This is a genomic window from Shewanella sp. UCD-KL12, from assembly GCF_001957125.1.
Taxonomy (GTDB): domain Bacteria; phylum Pseudomonadota; class Gammaproteobacteria; order Enterobacterales; family Shewanellaceae; genus Shewanella.
Genome location: NZ_MPHJ01000012.1, coordinates 79,427 through 98,539, shown reverse-complemented (window position 1 = coordinate 98,539; position 19,113 = coordinate 79,427). Strand labels below are relative to the sequence as shown.

General features: G+C 43.1%; 13 protein-coding genes. 1 reads left to right on the top strand and 12 read right to left on the bottom strand.

Annotated elements, in window-relative coordinates:
• Positions 1-562 precede the first annotated feature (562 nt).
• The 9 genes from BM736_RS18260 to BM736_RS18220 form a co-directional block, all read right to left on the bottom strand.
• Positions 563-2,281 carry a sodium:solute symporter family protein gene (locus BM736_RS18260; RefSeq protein ID WP_076414817.1) on the bottom strand — a complete coding sequence of 573 codons (1,719 nt, stop codon included), beginning with the start codon at positions 2,279-2,281 and terminating at the stop codon, positions 563-565.
• Positions 2,282-2,322: 41 nt separating this feature from the next.
• Positions 2,323-2,589, bottom strand: coding sequence for a DUF4212 domain-containing protein (locus tag BM736_RS18255; protein ID WP_076414815.1), 267 nt, complete (start codon positions 2,587-2,589; stop codon positions 2,323-2,325).
• Positions 2,590-2,914: 325 nt separating this feature from the next.
• A complete protein-coding gene (locus BM736_RS18250; protein WP_256717972.1) occupies positions 2,915-3,505 on the bottom strand; it encodes a thiol:disulfide interchange protein DsbA/DsbL in 591 nt (196 codons plus the stop codon).
• A gap of 99 nt (positions 3,506-3,604) precedes the next feature.
• A complete protein-coding gene (locus tag BM736_RS18245) occupies positions 3,605-4,468 on the bottom strand; it encodes an SDR family oxidoreductase (RefSeq protein WP_083700338.1) in 864 nt (287 codons plus the stop codon).
• A 65-nt stretch (positions 4,469-4,533) separates the two neighbouring features.
• The gene (locus BM736_RS18240; RefSeq protein ID WP_076414871.1) at positions 4,534-5,742 is read right to left on the bottom strand and encodes an HD-GYP domain-containing protein; all 1,209 of its coding nucleotides are present in this window, start codon (positions 5,740-5,742) and stop codon (positions 4,534-4,536) included.
• A 784-nt stretch (positions 5,743-6,526) separates the two neighbouring features.
• Positions 6,527-7,054 (bottom strand): DUF2919 domain-containing protein, encoded by a 528-nt coding sequence (locus BM736_RS18235; RefSeq protein WP_076414809.1) that lies wholly within the window; start codon positions 7,052-7,054, stop codon positions 6,527-6,529.
• A gap of 140 nt (positions 7,055-7,194) precedes the next feature.
• A complete protein-coding gene (gene ligA / locus BM736_RS18230) occupies positions 7,195-9,231 on the bottom strand; it encodes an NAD-dependent DNA ligase LigA (protein ID WP_076414807.1) in 2,037 nt (678 codons plus the stop codon).
• Positions 9,232-9,313: 82 nt separating this feature from the next.
• A complete protein-coding gene (gene zipA, locus BM736_RS18225) occupies positions 9,314-10,387 on the bottom strand; it encodes a cell division protein ZipA (protein ID WP_076414805.1) in 1,074 nt (357 codons plus the stop codon).
• Positions 10,388-10,409: 22 nt separating this feature from the next.
• Positions 10,410-13,820: a chromosome segregation protein SMC gene (locus BM736_RS18220; protein ID WP_076414802.1), complete on the bottom strand. Its 3,411-nt coding sequence runs from the start codon at positions 13,818-13,820 to the stop codon at positions 10,410-10,412.
• 212 nt (positions 13,821-14,032) lie between these two features.
• On the opposite strand from BM736_RS18220, the gene cysZ reads away from it, so the two are divergent.
• Positions 14,033-14,809: a sulfate transporter CysZ gene (gene cysZ / locus BM736_RS18215; protein ID WP_076414799.1), complete on the top strand. Its 777-nt coding sequence runs from the start codon at positions 14,033-14,035 to the stop codon at positions 14,807-14,809.
• A gap of 375 nt (positions 14,810-15,184) precedes the next feature.
• Here the strand turns inward: cysZ and BM736_RS18210 are convergent, their stop codons facing one another.
• The 3 genes from BM736_RS18210 to BM736_RS18200 form a co-directional block, all read right to left on the bottom strand.
• Positions 15,185-15,859, bottom strand: coding sequence for a hypothetical protein (locus BM736_RS18210; RefSeq protein WP_143562429.1), 675 nt, complete (start codon positions 15,857-15,859; stop codon positions 15,185-15,187).
• Positions 15,860-16,135: 276 nt separating this feature from the next.
• Positions 16,136-16,768, bottom strand: a complete 633-nt coding sequence (gene catB / locus BM736_RS18205; RefSeq protein ID WP_076414795.1) for a type B chloramphenicol O-acetyltransferase — start codon at positions 16,766-16,768, stop codon at positions 16,136-16,138.
• A gap of 77 nt (positions 16,769-16,845) precedes the next feature.
• The gene (locus BM736_RS18200) at positions 16,846-19,032 is read right to left on the bottom strand and encodes an OsmC domain/YcaO domain-containing protein (protein ID WP_076414793.1); all 2,187 of its coding nucleotides are present in this window, start codon (positions 19,030-19,032) and stop codon (positions 16,846-16,848) included.
• Between the last annotated feature and the right edge of the window lie 81 nt (positions 19,033-19,113).

The following is a 19,113-nucleotide window of genomic DNA, read 5'->3' as shown; positions in this document are numbered from 1 at the left end:
TAAGTATATGCCGTAAAGCCGCTACCTGCCTGTGGTTATGGCCTTTGAACCTATAGATGAAAACACGGTAGAAAGGTAACTCATTGAGGAGGCATAGCTTATCTCGATTAGCATTAGATCAACTAATAATGTAATCGACGTGATTTTTAAGCTGCTATTAATACCAATCGGTATAAGAAAGTGGTCAGTTCAGAGTTATTTTTGGTGGCTTAATTCAAGGCGAATGAGTGAGGGAATGATGATCCCTTTCGAACTTATTCAACACAGAAGTAGGCTGCCAAAAAAACTCCTAAAAGGCGAGTTTTAGCACTTCTGATGCTACGTTAACGAGCTTAAACGTAGAATAACTATGTCTCTCACTAGTTGCAAAGAACATGGATGTTCTGAATGTCGTTAATGCAGGAAGCAATTAATGACCTTGTCTCACAAGCGCTAAACTCTCGCTGAATGGCCACATCTTTATACCGATTGGTATAGCTAGCGATGATAAGCAAGGTTTCTCAATTACAGGGCAAAAAAAAGAGCGCCTAAGCGCCCTTTTCATTGTTATACCTTACTGACTCTAGTGATCGTGAGCTTCACCCGAACCTTTAGGGAAACGAATTGATTCAACCATCTCAACAACATCCTGAGGAACAGCTTTTGTTACTTTACTCACAGCAAACGCTGTAACGAAGTTAATCACCATACCTAGCAGACCAATACCTTCAGGTGACACGCCTAAGAACCAATGCTCCGCACTGTTAAGTTCAGGGCTAATAAACTTGAAGAAAGCAATGTAGCTAGCAGTAAAGAGTAAGCCGACTACCATACCTGAAATTGCACCCTCTTTGTTCACAGTCTTAGAGAAGATACCCATGATAATTGCTGGGAATAGTGAGGCGGCGGCAAGTCCAAAGGCGATTGCCACGACCGCTGCGACAAACCCAGGTGGATTAATCCCGAAGTAACCCGCCATTACGATACCAAGAGCAGCTGCTATTCGTGCAAACATCAACTCCTTCTTATCCGAGATATCTGGCATCAAGTTCTTCTTGAGCAGATCATGTGAAACTGAAGTTGAAATTACCAATAGTAAACCCGCTGAAGTAGAAAGCGCAGCGGCTAGACCACCGGCAGCAACAAGCGCAATAACCCAAGCTGGTAAGTTAGCAATTTCAGGTGTCGCGAGAACCATAATGTCTCGGTCAATCTTCATTTCGCTTTCAGCACCTTTGGCATAATAGATCTTGCCATCTTGGTTCTTGTCATCCCACTTAATCAGACCTGTTTTTTCCCAGTTCTTAATCCATTCTGGCGCTGTTTCATATGCAACACCTGTAGACTCTGGACCATTGATGGTTTCAATCATATTGACACGAGAGAAAGCAGCCAGTGCAGGAATAGTTGTATACATGATTGCGATAAATACTAGTGCCCAACCCGCTGATACACGTGCATCTTTCACCTTGGGTACAGTAAAGAAGCGAACGATAACGTGCGGTAAGCCAGCAGTACCAAACATCAATGCACCAGTGATAAAGAACACATCGATCATGCTCTTAGAGCCTTCAGTGTATTGTCCAAATCCGAGCTCTGTGGAGAGCCCATCTAGCTTATCTAGCAGATATACACCCGTTCCATTGCCCGCAGCATCAATTAACTCAGCGCCGAAGCCAATTTGAGGAATAATATGGCCTGTCATCATCACCGAGATAAAGATTGCAGGAACCATAAAGGCGAAAATAAGTACACAATACTGAGCAACCTGGGTATAGGTGATCCCTTTCATTCCACCAAGCACTGCGTAGAAGAAGACCACGGCCATACCGATGTATACCCCGGTTTCCACTTCAACTTCGAGGAAACGTGAGAATACAACCCCTACACCACGCATTTGACCTGCAATGTACGTGAAACAGATGAAAATGGCACACACGACTGCAACGGTACGCGCAGCTTGTGAGTAATAACGGTCACCAATAAAGTCAGGGACAGTAAATTTACCAAACTTTCTTAAGTAAGGAGCCATACACAGGGCAAGTAATACATAACCCCCTGTCCAACCCATGAGGTAAACAGAACCGTCATAACCAACAAATGACACAATACCTGCGAGGGAGATAAATGAGGCTGCAGACATCCAATCTGCCGCGGTGGCCATTCCGTTCATGACAGGGTGAACACCACCACCTGCTACATAAAATTCTTTTGTCGATCCGGCCCTAGACCAGATCGCAATGCCGATATAGAGGGCGAAGGTCATGCCCACAATAATATAAGTTAAAGTTTGTACGTCCATTTCATGGCTCCTTTCTTGATCAGGTATTCTTCGACCCGATATTAGTCTTCGTGAACATTATATTTTTTGTCTAATGCATTGGCCTTCGCCACATAGACAAAAATCAAGGCTACGAATACATACATTGCACCTTGTTGTGCAAACCAGAATCCCAACTTGAATCCCATGAAATGAATTTCATTTAGAACATCTACCAATAGAATGCCGCACCCAAAAGATACTGCAGCCCAAATTGTTAATAACCCAAGTACTAAGCGCAAATTCTCGCGCCAATAACCCTCTGCCTTGTCGTTGTTTTCAAAACTCATAGCGACTCCCCTGTGCTGATTTTTAATTTAAAGTCCTAGTTAATCTATCAAGGCCGTACACAACAACAATCGCGACCTTAGTCTAACGCCAGCGGAAACTTATAGGGAAGAAACAAACAATTCACTAATTAACAACAAGATAGAGCTTTACGCCAACGTCAAGTAAACAAACATTATGTACAATGAGTTAGACTAAGGTAGGAGAAAACAAGTCAGGTTTATGCAGTAAAAATGAACACTTTGGGTCAATAGCAAGACAGCTTGATAACAAAAAGCCTGCAAACAGCAGGCTCTTTAATCATGTGAAATGAGCTTAGATAGAAGACTAATCTAATGTTGAAAGGTAAGCGACTAGCTCTGCTAACTCTTCAGGTGTTCTCGTTTTTGACTTAATTAAATATCGACCATTAACAAGTAATGAAGGCACCCCACGAATACCAGCCAGTTGAGCTTGAGTATCATAGTTAGAGATCGCCAGCTTGAAATCTGCAGATTTCATGGCACTCTCTATGTCATTTTCATCAACACCTTGTTGCACGAAAAAACGCTTTAACTGATCTGCACGAGTAAAGGGGCCCTCTTTTTCATGGATCCGCTGAAAAATATTACCATGTACTTGGCGTGTCATATTAAACTTCTGGGCTAAGTAATACGCTTCTTGGCTTAAAATCCAACTTGGCCGACCAGCCCCAATGGGCGTACGTTCAAATACAACCTTATCGCCGAGAAGCTCAACTGTTTCTTCGAAAATAGGGTCTTGTCTATAACAGTGTGAACAATTATAGGAAAAAAACTCTCTAACAACTGGTGAGTTAGACTCAGGGATCCCACTCACTTGTACAAAGTCCACCCCCTCTACAAAGTCAGCCCCGTGCGCTTTGTCTGCAATAAACAGGCTCGCTGCCACCATAAACATTAATGCGGTAATAGACCACCTAATCACCCCCATCTGTATCTCCTTATCTATTTATACTAGTCAGTATTATTACCACTATAAAGTGAAAGTTGAGGCCGTTCAGCACTGACTTAACATGCCTAATGGCGAGTTATGTTGATAATTAAAGCCTAACTCTCTTGTTATCTTACTGCCATCAATTATTTTTGCTACCTGAGGCTTTTCGCCAAACTGAGGCACTTCTAAAGACAAGTACTCTGCAGCCTGAGTATAGAATTCTCGACGACTAGGATGCTCAGGTGCCGTTAAATTATAGATACTTGATACCTCGTCACTTTGAAGTAAACAAGATACTGCAGCGATACAATCATCGAGGTGAACCAAGTTAACTGGCGCATCAGCTCCCTCTAAGCCCGTTTTACCGGCGAGAAAGCGACCAGGGTGCCTTGCAGGTCCTATCAAACCAGAAAACCTCAGCACACACGTCGACTCCAGCTGTAAAAATAGCGCTTCTGCTTGAAGAAGAGTTTGACTCGCTGGTGAGTAAGCAACCGCATCGCTCTCAGTCATAGCCTCACCCGTCGAGGGGTAAACGCCTGTCGTACTAATAAAAATGATACGTTTATAAGTATGCTGACTGATTAAACGGTTAAGCAGTCCAAGCCGCTCAAGGTAAGCGCCAGGTTGCTTTTTTAGTGAAGGGGGAATATTTATGACAAGTGCATCGGTATAGAGTCTTGAGACAAAGCTTGCGCGAACTTCAGAGTCAGACTTAGCTGCAAGTACTAAATCAAGCGTTTCACCATTAAATTTCTGGTTATCGAGATCTAAACTGAAGGCTTTGATCCCATCATTGGCAAGCTGAGTTGCAGCCTCTGCGTCTCTTTTGCTGCCGCAAACCTTAAACCCTTGCTCAATTAAATGCTTAGCGAGTGGTAAACCAAACCAGCCGCAACCGACAATAGAAACAGTATTAATCTTCAAGGTAAAATCCATCGTTGAAAGTGAATGGCAATATCATAGTGCGAATACAGAGCGTTAACTAGTCGTTAGCTCGGCACACCACTAAAATAAAAGCTAATTCCCATATCAGCCTGCAGCGATTTCATCGCACCTTCGGATAACTCTTCAAGTTTTAGCACTTTCTCAACTAATACATCCTCCTTAGTTAAGAATCGTAATGCTGCATCACTGCCATCGGGTTGGCACGCCCATACCTGAGGTTGCTTCACCTCTTTTGTTGTCATCATCACTTTGCCAACACTTTTATCTGATAATTCAACAATGGTACCAGGTGGATAGATCCCCAAAATTTTCACGAGTACCGCAATTAAGGCTTCAGCGTGTTTTCCTGCTCGGTTTTTAAAGAGGTAGCCTAAGGCGACTTGAGGAGAGCGGATATTTTCAGTCCATAGCTGGCGATCATAATCATTCGCTAAGCTCACAATCTGAGTCACCATCGGAATTTTATTGCCCTTCAAGCCATCAGGATAACCAGTGCCGTCAATAAACTCATGGTGATGCAGAATTATATTAAGTACAGCTTGATCATAAAGACCAGACTTACTCAACATGTCATAACCAAAGTTAGGGTGCATTTTCATAAAGTTGGCTTCATGTTCAGTCAAGCCACCTTTCTTACGACGGATAACATCAGGTACCTTTAACTTACCTATATCGTGATACAAACAACCGAGTGCGATATCACGCATATCCGATTTAGATAGATCCATGGCTTTAGCAATCATTAGAGCAACAACGGCCACTGATATCCCATGTTGAGTCACACTGGCATCTGACTCCCCTGCACTGACGAGTGCCAAAAATGGCGTGTCGACTTCAAGCATATGCTCGAGTAGATCCTCAACCAAGGCAGCTGAACTACGATATGCTCCTTCAGGATCGCTGCCAACTTTACTGAATGCAGCTCGACTTTCGTTGACACTTTGAACAAACCTTTGCTGACTTAACCTAAGAGACTTCCTCACTAACAACTTAGGGTCGATTTCCTGTTCAACAACCTCCTCTGCAGCTTCATCTATGACTTCCTCGACATCATCTTCAGGTAGCAGCTCGCCACCCTTGAGTAAGATCACATAAGGCACACCTAAGCTTTTAATTAATTCAATCTGTGCTTCTTCTTTAATTTCGACACGATTAAGCAGGAAAGGATGATTCTTCCACGAGAGAGGTAGTTTAACTGTAAGCCCAATTTGTAACTTAGATAAGGGTAATTGTATTTGCTCGGCTTTAGCCACCCCAAAAAACTCCTTTGTAGCTTCTGTCCTATCCGCTAATCCCATTAGACGATCCCACTCCATCTCAGCCATCAATGCTCGCTAGCTGCAGCAGATAGCTTAAGTATAATACTATTAGTGAAAACCTACTGAACTTAATGAGATAACTATAGAGCAATAACAAAAAATCATAATATAAAAATGGTAAATATTTATAAAAATGTGTCGAAGTTAATAAAAAAAGTGAATGTAAATGCCATAACTAGCCATAAAATGAGCGAATAACACTTCAACAAGACAATTGCATTGTACCTTGCCCCTACTAACAAGACAGATCTTATCTAAAATTAACAGCTTAATTAAACTTGGTTGCATGGATGGAGTAGGAAATTAGGCAGAACTGAAGATAAAAAGTCGAGATGTCTTTGTCATATTTAGGTATAAGCAGAGGTAATATCATATAACAAAGTGTTGACATAAATCCTTGCCAAATTCAAATTCGGACATTGTATACAATATTCTTTATGCTATAGTGGTTTTGTTCTTTAGGAAAATGTGCACACCCCGAGTACATCGACTTAAAGAGTGTTGCTGTCAATTGTCCTTAATGCCTTAACTGGAATTGAGTTTCTTAATGAAGCTAAGCTGCAGTTAAGACAAGGTATTTTGTTAACATTCCTGGATCGGAATACAGTTTTGATGTATGTATTTTCTGCTCTTTAATTAGAGTAACAGATCTTTAGGCGCTGCCCATGCAGCGCCATTTTTTTATCTATTCGTTAATCACTATTATCAACTGGGGATCTTACCCCCCTTTATTACCCACTTTTGACTCAAGATTATCTGGCTTAACCGCATCTTCATATTCCTCCTCATTTTTCCAATCAGAAAAGTAATGATTTAAGCGCTTAGATTGAAACAGATAGATGAAACTCCAAAAGAGAAACAGTGCATCTAATCCAGTGCTCCAACTATAGAGGTAATAAGCATTGATGGTACGTTCAACCAGTAGCGCACCATCAACTAAAAGCAGTAAGAGTAACATCCACTTCAGCTGATTAAACATAGGTCTTAGCCAAAGTGGAGAGCGCTTTCTTTCAGCAATCACTAACACATAAATAAGCACGGCCCCGACACCCGCTACCAACGCCATGATAAAATCAGATTTTTGTGGGTAAAAAAGTGCGACTAGCGCAGCTCTATCGCTCGCTTGAGTCAAAGATGCAGCAAATATACACCAGCCTCTAGCAATGAAAATCAACATCAAATAGAGAAAAATAGGGGGCTTAATGTGACCCTTTTCATCCAACCAAGTTATATTACTAAAGTTCACGCATCGCCTATTACAGTGTTGAGAATGACCTTCTATAGATATGGTGGCAAATAACAAATTTTCAACACAGCAACAGACATAAAAAAACGCCACCATGGGTGACGTCCTTTAACAAGATAGGCAGATTAATTGATAAACGCTTAGTTAGCGGCTAATACCGCCAATAAGCCATCTTCATCCAATATCTTAATACCTAAATCCTGTGCTTTAGTCAGTTTAGAACCTGAAGCCTCACCGGCGACTAAACAGTCTGTATTTTTAGAGACACTTCCAGCAACTTTAGCCCCTAATGCCTGTAATTGAGCCTTAGCATCACTGCGATTTAACTGAGTTAATGTCCCCGTTAACACCCAAGTTTGCCCCTTTAATGATAGTGCCTCTTCGGCAACCTCTTCAATTTCAGGCCAATTGACCCCAGCCTCAATTAAGCTATCAACAACGTCTAAATTATGCGGCTGAGCAAAAAAGTGAGCCAGATGTAGGGCAACAATAGCCCCAACATCATCGACCTTAATAAAGGTGTCAGTATCGGCAGCTTTTAACTTATCGAGCGTTTTAAAATAGTTTGCTAAATTGGCAGCCGTGGCCTCGCCCACTTCACGGATCCCCAAAGCATATAGGAAACGAGCAAAAGTGGTCTGTTTAGCAACATCAATGGCAGCAACGAGATTGGTCGCTGATTTCATCCCCATCCTATCTAACATAGTGATGGCCGACGCTGTGAGCTTAAACAGATCCGCAGGGCTTTCAACCAACTCTTTATCGATGAGCTGTTCGACAACTTTATCGCCCATACCATCAATATCAAGCGCCTTGCGTGAAGCAAAATGCTTAATTGCTTCCTTGCGCTGTGCTTCACAATATAGTCCACCAGTACAACGTGCCACAGCTTCACCTTCAACGCGCTCAACTAAGCTGTCACACACAGGGCACCTTGTTGGAAACTCGATATCAGTGGCATCATCCGGACGTTTTTCAGCAACGATTGCAACTATCTGTGGAATAACATCGCCCGCACGTCGAACGATTACAGTATCTTTCACTTTAACGCCAAGCCTAGCTATCTCATCGGCATTATGTAATGTGGCATTAGATACTGTCACGCCCCCGACAAAGATAGGCTTAAGCCTAGCTACAGGGGTGACCGCGCCGGTACGACCTACTTGAAAATCAACCTCTTCAAGTAGTGTCATCTCCTCTTGTGCTGGAAATTTAAACGCCGTAGCCCATCTAGGGGCTTTAGCGACAAAACCCAGTAGCGCTTGCTGCGCGATATCATCGACCTTAATCACGACACCGTCAATTTCATAAGCAAGCTCGCTTCTGCGTGTCATGATGTCGGTGTAATACTCAATAACTGCGCTTACGCTATCACATTGCTTAACCTCGGCACTCACAGGAAAGCCCCATGATTTTAGCTGCATCAGCTGACCATAATGATTTTCAGCCAGTGGCCAGCCTTCAGGCTCTACCACTCCCAATGCATAAGCGTAAAAACCTAACGCACGGCTTGCAGTTACTTTACTATCAAGCTGACGCAAACTGCCTGCAGCGGCATTTCTCGGGTTAACAAACTCCTTTTCCCCTTTGGCTCTGGCACGCTCATTGAGTGAATCAAATGCTTGCTTTGGCATGATCACTTCACCACGCACTTCAAGTAAGGGCGGGAAATTCTCGCCTCTTAACTTCATAGGAATAGAGAGGATCGTCCGTACATTTTCAGTGATATCCTCTCCAGTCTTGCCATCTCCTCGCGTTGCTGCACGTTCATATACACCGTCACGATAGAGAATGCTAACCGCAAGACCATCAAGCTTAGGCTCGCAGCAAAAGCTTGGTGCTTCAGCTGTTTTATCACTAATGCGATTATAAAATGCCTCAAACTCCTCATCATCAAACACGTTATCTAGGCTCAGCATAGGTTTTAAGTGCTGTATTTGATCAAACTTAGCCAGCGCTTCACCTCCAACCCTCTGTGTCGGAGAGTCTGGTGAGCAGAGCTCTGGGTGAGCCGTCTCTAGTGCGATAAGTTGTTTTATTAAACGGTCATATTCCGCATCTGGAATTGAGGGAGCATCATCAACATAATAACGATAGTTATGTGCATTCAATGTATCTGAGAGAGTCGCTATCTCTTTAGCAACATCCTGTTTGTTTTGTAAGTTTTCGTCTTGCATAGGAAGATCCAGATAAGCATGAGAAAGGCCGCAAAGGCGGCCTTTTTAAAATATAAAAGAGTTAATTTTGTAACGGCAAATATTAAACCTGCTGAGTACGAATTCGCTGTAAATAGCTCTGTTTGGTAGCATCACTCCAAGCATCTCTACCGCCATCTAATACTTGTCCACCTAAATCATCAGCCAATTGGTGTGCAGAGTTAAGCATAATAGAGAAATTCATTAATGGGTCACCGTGACAAGGTAGTGTCATAAATAATACGACCCCTTCGGTTGAGAACTGCTCCATCTCATCTGGATTAAATACACCAGGCTTAACCATATTAGCCAATGAGAATAGTACTTTACCTGTGCCAGCATTATCTTCATGACGATGGAAAATACTCATATCACCAAACTTAAAGTTAAGCGATAAAAGGCAAGGCAGTAACTCAGCGCCATTTAATACCTCTCCGTCTGTAGCAACCACATGAAGCACTAAAACATCACTCGGTTCCGGCAACTCTTCTACAGCTTGCTCTGCAGGAGCGGCTTTAATTTCAGGCTGGGCTTGAGTCACTGTATCAGCGCTTGTATCAAGATTTGTCACTTGGGGAGCTTGAGGTTTAGGCTGAGTAACAGGTTGTTCGTATGTTGGCGTTGTGACTACTGCAGGCTCAACGGGTGCGTCGAATAATGAATTCTGTGTTGGTGCACTCTCTTGAGCTAAGTCTTGAGCTAAGCCAAGCTCCATCTGATCATCAACATGTTGGCTTTGTTGATCAATCATAGGCTCATGCCTTTGGCGAGTCGCTTTTTGAGAAGGTTGATTTGACAATGAAAAATCAATTTCAGGTTCAGCATCAAAGTCTGTTCTATCAGACTTTTCATCGACATCATTCATCACAAATTGAGGCTCACTTTTCATAAGTGGATCGCTCACACTTTCTTGAGTCGCCTCAGTTTGATCATTTTTACGTACTCTAACTTCGCCAATACCGTCAGCATCGAAGCCTTGAGAGTCACGATTAGCTGCCTGGTCTTTATAAAAGCCTGACATAGGGCTGTCTTTGATTGATTTAGGTTGCTGCTTTCTAATGGACCAAAAACCATGCACAAGTACGGCGATAATTGCTATTGCGCCTAAAACGAATAATACAAGTTGCAAATTTTCCATTGGTTACCCTGTCTTTCCTATGTTATCCAGCGTCGGCTAGCGCCACCGCTTCATCAATATCTACAGCAACAATACGTGAAACTCCTGGTTCATGCATCGTTACTCCTATCAGTTGATCAGCCAACTCCATGGTTATCTTGTTATGACTGATATAAATAAATTGTACACTCTGAGACATCTCTTTTACTAAGCGACAGAATCTGTCGACGTTCGCGTCATCCAGAGGAGCATCAACCTCATCTAACATGCAAAACGGTGCTGGATTCAGTCTAAAAATCGCAAACACCAATGATAATGCGGTTAACGCTTTTTCTCCACCAGAAAGAAGGTGAATTGTACTATTCTTTTTACCTGGTGGCCTAGCCATAATGGTGACTCCGGTCTCGAGCAGGTCATCATGGGTAAGCGCAAGCTCAGCACTCCCGCCACCGAACACTTTGGGAAACAGCAAACCGAGATCTTTATTAACTTTATCAAAAGTCTCTTTAAATCGGCTTTTTGTTTCTCTGTCTATCTTGCGAATCGCTTCCTCAAGGCTAGTCAAGGCTGAAGTTAAATCTTCATCTTGGCTATCTAAATATGTTTTTCGCTCACTTTGCTGCTCATACTCTTCTATGGCCGCTAAGTTAATCGCACCTAAATGCGTGATCCTCGCCCTTATTCTCTCTAATTCACGCTGGCGTGTCTGTGAAGTTTTCTTAACATCCAGTAAAGACTTCACCTGTTCAAGCTCAATCTTTTGCTCTTTAAGCTGCATCAGTTGGCTGTCAGCTTGGCCTTTTAAACCTTCGCGACGTAACTTTAACGTGCTGATAGACTGAGTCAAGTTTTCTATCTTGCCAAGCTGTTGTTTTTTCTTTATTCCTGCGCTATCACTCGATTCTTGCAACTGGGCTTGATGCTGCCTTAAAGACGCTAAATCTGTCTGCTTTGTTTGTTGTTTAGCTAAAGCCTCAGCGAGTTGTTCCTTTATTGAGCTCAGCCGTCCCTCTTCACCTTCACTCGTTTCAGCTGTGAGTTTCTGCTTGAGGGCCGTTTTAGTGACGGTTAACTCTTCAATACGGCTTCGCTGTTGAGTGATCGCTTGGGAATTAAGGGCAAGTTTGGTCTTTTGCTCCTGACAGATATGACTTAAGTCGCGATATTGATTTTGATGAAAATGGTTGAGCTCTTTGCACTTAAGCACTTTTTCTTGCTGTGTGTTAACCGCTAGGTTTAACTCAGCTTGTAACAACTCACCTTGTTGTAAATTTGCGGATGCATCCTCAAGAGCTTGTTCAAATGCTAATGCCTCTTCCTTCTGCGTTTGCTGCTGCAGATTAAGGCTGGCGCGTTTTGAGACAAGTTGCCCTCGACGCAGCGCTCGCTCATCATTACGCTGCTTTTCAGATTCAATTTGAGAGCTTAAACTGGCGACTGTTAAGTTAAGCTGTTGAATATGCTCATACCCTGAATTCAATGCTAATTTGAGCGGCTTTATACTGCCAGTTAATTCACGCTCATCTTCATTAAGTTCCGTGAGCAAACGTTCTGAATGCCCTATGCTGGCCTCTAAAGCTTGCTGCTCGCCCTTGAGCTGTACCAAAGACTCAGAATCAGTTCCCTTTTTGATCACAAAGCCTTTTCCAAGCATATAGCCATCAGCGGTCACAATTCGTTCATGCTCAGCTAAAGATTCAACCTGTGATTCAGCCTCTTGCAGTGTATTTACCCATCTCACATCTGTTAACCAGGGCGTTAGGTTAATATCACACGTGAGGCCATGCCATTGCTGGCTCTCCTGGCTCACAAACCCCAATTGATTAACATCAACATCTGCAGGCACTTTTAACAGGCCATCAAACAGCATCTCAACCGCTTTTTCCCAACCAGGCTGAACATCAATCAGTTGCCATAACAGCTTTTTACTTTTCGAATGCGCCTCAACGGGTAACAGTTTTGTCACTAAGGCTAATCGACCTCTCTCCTCAGCCAAAGACTGAGTCAACGCTTCCTGCTTTGTTTTTACTTGTGCCTGTTCTTGTTGAAGATCGGTAAGCTGCTCTTCTCGCTCTTGGTTGATCTCTTTAAGCTGCTTGAGCTCAACATGGACCAGCTTAAGCTTATCGTGATTCTCTTCAGTGTCGAGTTCCCGTTCCTGTGCGCTAAGTTGCTCACTTTCCTGGTCAATCTGAGTCAACTGCCTCAAAGTGTTCGCTTGTATCACTTGTTGTTGCGACAACTTACCCTTCGCCACTTCAAGTGTTAAGCGTTGATTTGAAACCAACTCTTTATGGCTCGCGAGCGCCAACGAATCAGTAGTAGTACTGCTTTCTTGCTCATTAAGCCTTACTGCAGCCTCTGTCGATGACAATTGAAGTTGTTCCAGTTGCGGCAATTTAACGGCTAAGTCGGCTTTTAATGATGTTTCAATTGCCTCTTCAGCACATAATTCTTGCTTATACTGGCCAATTCTTGCCTCTATCTCCTCAACCTGCTGTTCAACTTGAGAATCTTGTTGCTGACGATGCTTAAGCTCCTGCTCAAGTTTAGCAATATGCGTCCCGGACAGATAAAAAGACTCAACTTGCTTTTGCTCTTCGCCATCTAATTCAAGCAACTGCACTTTCAACTGAGTCAACTCAAGTTCAATACGCTGCTTATCAGCCTCGACTTCAGACTTGGCCAGCTCCAGCCTGTTGACCTCTAAGCTCAGCTTTTCTGTTTGCTCAGTTAACTCAAGATAGCGACTCACTGACAGCTCTGAATCTAGCTGACGTTCAGATTGCTTCAGTTCTCGATATTGTTTAGCCGCTGATGCTTGTTCAGCAAGTTTATCTAGCTGACGACCTAGTTCACTTCTGATATCACCGAGTCGTTCGAGATTTTCTCTGGTATGGCGAATACGGTTTTCTGTTTCACGGCGGCGCTCTTTATAGCGAGAGATCCCGGCCGCTTCTTCAATAAATACCCTAAGCTCTTGTGGCTTCGACTCGATTAACCTGGAAATCGTGCCTTGCTCGATAATCGCATAACTTCTCGGGCCCAAGCCTGTGCCCATAAAAAGTTCGGTGATATCTTTGCGGCGGCACTTTTGACCATTTAAAAAATAGCTTGAATCACCATCACGGCTCACCTGACGCTTAACCGCAATCTCTTGATAACTGGCGTACTCTCCAGTGAGTCTACCATCGAGGTTTTCAAAGCTCAGTTCAACACTGGCCACAGAAACAGGTCGTCGCGCCGTTGAGCCATTGAAAATAACATCTGACATAGAATCGCCACGTAGATGTTTAGCCGAGCTTTCGCCTAACACCCAACGTACGGCATCGATAACATTCGATTTGCCACAGCCATTGGGGCCTATGATTGCGCTTAACGGGTTAAGAAAGGGGATCTTTGTGGAATCGACGAACGACTTAAATCCAGCAAGTTTTATCTGTTTGAGTCTCATGATGCCGTTTAGGTCGTTTTCAGCGTAAATAAACTAAATTTAATTTAGCTGAACTGAGCTTGTTGAGAGTTGATTTTCTGCGGCTACTTTACCAAAACGGGCTGGTTTTTGTAACGTTTTTATTGAAGGGAGCATGATTTACTGCTTGTCTTCATGCAGTTGGTGACTCACAATCTCGTTAAGCTTACAAGGAAGAGTGATTGAACCAATTTATGAATGCTAAAACTAACCTAGCAACGACCAAGAGCGGAGTTAACTACTTCCTCGACGGGTTTAGCCTAATAAAAACTAAAGGGCTGAGAAGCTTTGTATTTATTCCCTTGATGATTAACTTAGTGATCTTCGCAAGCGTTATCTATTTTGCCATTGGACAGCTGGAAAGCGCATTTGCTTGGGTATCGAGTCAACTGCCCGATTATTTAAGCTGGCTTAATTTTATTCTTTGGCCGCTCGCTGTTATCACCTTACTCGTCGTACTCTCCTTCCTATTTAGTTCTGTCATGAACTGGATAGCGGCTCCCTTTAATGGTCTTTTAGCCGAAAAAGTTGAGCAGCACCTGACAGGTAAAGATCTCAACACAGGTACAAGTATAGATTTGGTCAAAGATTTACCCCGTATTTTAGGCCGTGAATGGATAAAGCTTAAATATTATCTCCCCAGGGCGATTATCTGCCTGTTACTGTTTTGGGTTCCCTTTATTGGCCAGACCTTTGCGCCTGTGATCTGGTTCCTGTTTAGCGCCTGGATGATGGCCATTCAATACTGTGATTACCCGTTCGATAACCACAAGGTTCCCTTTCCTGATATGAAGTTTGCCTTAAATCAAACGAAAGGAAGCAGTTTCAGCTTTGGTGCAGCCGTCACCTTGTTCTCGATGATCCCAATCGTGAACTTTATTGTCATGCCAGTGGCAATTTGTGGCGCAACATCCATGTGGGTCGACAAATACCGCGAAGCCTATAAACATCCAGAAATTGCGCCAGAGTAACCGAACTTGAGTTATGTCGCTCTAAACTGATGAGCGACATAACGGTGATTTATCAGCAAGACGCTATAATACCAATCGGTATAAGAAAGTGGTCAGTTCAGAGTTATTTTTGGCGGCATAATTCAAGGCGAATGGGTGAGGGAATGGTGATCCCTTTTGAACTTATTCAACACAGAAGTAGGCAGCCAAAAACACTCCTGTTAGGCGAGTTTTAGCACTTCTGATACTGCGTTAACGAGCTTAAACGTAGAGTAACTATGTCTCTCACTCGTTGTCTTGTCTCAGAAGCGCTAAACTCTCGCTGAATGGCCACATCTTTATACCGATTGGTATAGCATTTGCTTAATCGCTATACCCTTGCCCAATAGGTTGTTATCAGTGAAGGTGACTATGCCCAGCACCCGATACCAACATATAAAGCACTGCAAAACCCAACAGCCCGCCTAATCGCTCTGGAAGTGATTTATCATAGCAGTTATTTTCATTATGCTGATGCAGTAGAACATGCATAATCACACCGACGACAAATGCCTGCAAATATACGGTGCTCTGAAGATTTAAATGAACTAAAAGTTGCCCGCCTACAAAATAGCCCACACAGGTCATCAGCATCATGATAACCAGTACCAACATAGCGCCTACATTGCCAAACCTAGGCTGAACAAGCCACCAAATTGCAAGGCCTTCCGGCAGTCTATGTAATATGACCCCTAGTGCCAGCTTGATTGAGGCATCGGCTTGCTGAGCCAACATAATTGAGCAACCATCGGTGATATTGTGAAGAATTAACCCCAATATACTCAATGAGATGGTAATATTCCGTGTAACAACAGAATCTGTTTTAAAGCACTTCTCAGCGCCAATGGGCAATAAAAGCCCAGTTAAAACAAGCACGATTGTCGCCCCTCCTCCGGCCCTGACGATATCAGGCAAGATGTGCAATATCACCAAACCAGACAGAGCAACAAAGACAAAGCCATCAAGGCCCTTACGAAGCCCTGTGGCGGAGGAAAAATATCGGTAGAACAGCGGGCAAATGAATAGCGACAAGCAGCTAGCAATAAGATAGAACATGGTAAGAAGTATTAATCGGAAAAAATTGGCACCATTATCACTAACCCAATGTACCAATCATCATCAATAGCACTAGTAATAAAGTGAGTACTATGTTTCCCCGTTTGTTTATGCTCAGAGACTATGAGTCTTAAAGGCATTGCGAGCATATAGCGAAAAAAGAGTGGGACAAGTGCAAACGAAATAAGCTGTTTGACTCAAACTCTTCCCCTAACTCTTACCGTAATTCTTACTGTAATTCCTAACCAATAGTTAGGTTACTTCTAATTTTTGCCAATATGCATGCAAGCCCTTGATATCAGATGAGCAAAGTAAACTCATCGCCCCTTTAAGCTGCTCATCACTCCACTGCCACCACTTCATCTGTAGTAAGTTAGCAATTTCAGCCTCAGTAAAACGAAAACGAATATGTTTTGCGGGATTAGATCCAACTATCGAATAGGGGGCTACATCTTTAGTCACCACTGCTCGGCTCGCGATTACTGCGCCATCCCCAACAGTCACCCCACTCATTATCATCGCTTCACTGCCAATCCAAACATCATTACCGATAACGGTATCACCAGCACGTGCAAACCCATCTTTTGCACCAACAAAAGTTTCATTTTCTTGGTAAAAAAATGGAAAAGTACTCGCCCAATGGTGTTGATGACCTTGATTGCCAGCCATCATAAACACAGCGCCAGAACCGATTGAGCAATAGCTGCCGATGATGAGTCGATCCACATCGGTCCTATTCGCGAGCAGATAGCGAGCGCAATCGTCAAAGCTGTGATTATGGTAATAACCAGAATAGTAACTATGGTCGCCGACGATTATATTGGGATTAGTGACTTGCTCTTTCAGAGACTTGCCAACAAAAGGACTGTCAAAATAGTTGTTCACTGTACAACACCCTATATCAAGAAAAAGCCCATCATCTGATGGGCTTTAGCACTATCTTAAATTCAAGACCTACCCGTTTAACTTGAAGCGCTCAACTTACGTGCTTGATGAAGCTTCTTGTAGCTTTCAATCAAGCGTAAATGTGGCTCTATACCTTCAAGCGCCATACTCGTTTTCGTTAGGCCAAAGAATTTAACGTCACCGTTAACGGAGCCAACGACATTATCCATCGTCTCTTTGCCAAACATTCTATTGAAGTTATTGATGAAGTAATCGAGCTCTAACTCATCATCTAAGGTCACTTCCAGTACTGCATTAATGGCTTGGTAGAATAAACCACGCTCTACAGTATTGTCATTGTATTGCAGGAATTCACCAACCAGTTCGATGGCGTCTTCGAGCTCCCCTAAGGCAAGATAGATTAAAATTTTCAGCTCTATGATTGTGAGCTGACCCCAAGGGGTATTTTCATCAAATACGATACCAATCAAGGTCGGAATATCCGTTTGATTATCTAACTGGCTCTCCTCAAGGCGCTCAGCTAAGCCAGCGAGTTCATCATTGGATAGCGAGTGCAAGTTCAAGATATCTTCACGGTAATCGAGTGACTTGTTGGTATTATCCCAAATGAGATCTTCTACTGGGTAAACCTCTGAATAGTCAGGCACTAAGATACGGCATACTGAAGCGCCTAGCTGATCGAATTCAGCAATGTAAGCCTCTTTGCCTATATCGGCTAAGATACCAAATAAGCTCTCTGTTTCTTCGGCATTAGTGCCTGAGAAATCCCACTCACAGAACTCATAATCATAATTAGTGCCAAAGAAACGCCAAGAGATAACCCCAGTTGAATCAATAAAGTGTTCAACAAAGTTCTCAGGTTCCGTGACGGTTAAGCTATCGAAGGTAGGTTTAGGTACATCATTTAAACCTTCAAAACTACGGCCTTGTAATAGCTCAGTCAAACTGCGCTCTAACGCCACCTCAAAACTAGGGTGCGCGCCAAAAGAAGCAAACACACCGCCAGTTCTTGGATTCATCAACGTCACGCACATGACCGGAAATTGCCCGCCAAGTGATGCATCTTTTACCACAACAGGAAAGCCTTGTGCTTCTAGTCCCTTAATACCCGCTAAAATACTAGGGTACTTCTCTAACACACTCTCAGGCACATCGGGTAAAACGAGCTCTTGCTCAATAATCTGCCTTTTAACGGCGCGCTCAAAGATTTCTGACAAGCACTGAACTTTAGCTTCTGCCAAGTTATTACCTGCACTCATCCCGTTACTGAGAAATAAGTTTTCGATTAAGTTTGACGGGAAATAAACCGTTTCACCATCGGAGTGACGAACATAGGGGATAGTACATACGCCACGCTCAATCATGCCAGAATTGGTATCAATCAGGTGTGAGCCACTGAGCTCTTCATCTGGATTGTAAATAGCTAAACAATAATCATCTAGCATGCCTGCCGGAAGCGCATCATTTTCCTCTAGCTGAAACCATTTTTCATTGGGGTAATGTACGAACTCACTATTAGCGATATCCGTACCGAAGAATTGGTCATTATAGAAGAAGTTACAGTTTAGTCGTTCGATAAACTCGCCAAGTGCTGAACATAGCGCACTCTCTTTGGTTGCCCCTTTACCATTGGTAAAGCACATAGGTGATGCTGCATCACGGATATGCAAGGACCATACATTCGGCACTATGTTACGCCATGACGAGATTTCAATCTTCATACCGAGGTCTGCTAGCATAGCCGTCATATTTGAAATGGTTTGCTCAAGTGGTAGATCTTTACCCAAAATGAAGGTGCTGGCATCGCCATCAGGCTGGCCCATCAACATCGCATTGGCATCTTCGTCGAGGTTTTCTACCGTTTCAATTTTAAACTCAGGCTCAGTTTGCACCACTTTCTTTACGGTACAACGATCTATCGATCTTAAGATCCCTTCTCTATGCTTTTCTGAAATGTCGTCAGGTAGCTCAACCTGTATCTGGAAAATCTGATTATAACGATCTTCAGGATCAACGATATTATTCTGCGACAGCCTGATATTATCTGTTGGAATATCACGTGCCTTACAATACACCTTGACAAAATAAGCCGCACAAAGGGCTGATGATGCTAAAAAGTAATCGAAAGGACTTGGGGCTGAACCGTCACCTTTATAGCGAATAGGCTGATCAGCCGTGACAGTAAAATCATCAAACTTTGCTTCAAGTCGAAGGTTGTCGAGAAAATTAACTTTGATTTCCATTGAATATATCCAGAGTCGTGCGGTTTCAATCGGCGAGATTGTCTTAATTGAATAGAATTATCGGTGTTTTTGCCTCATTAG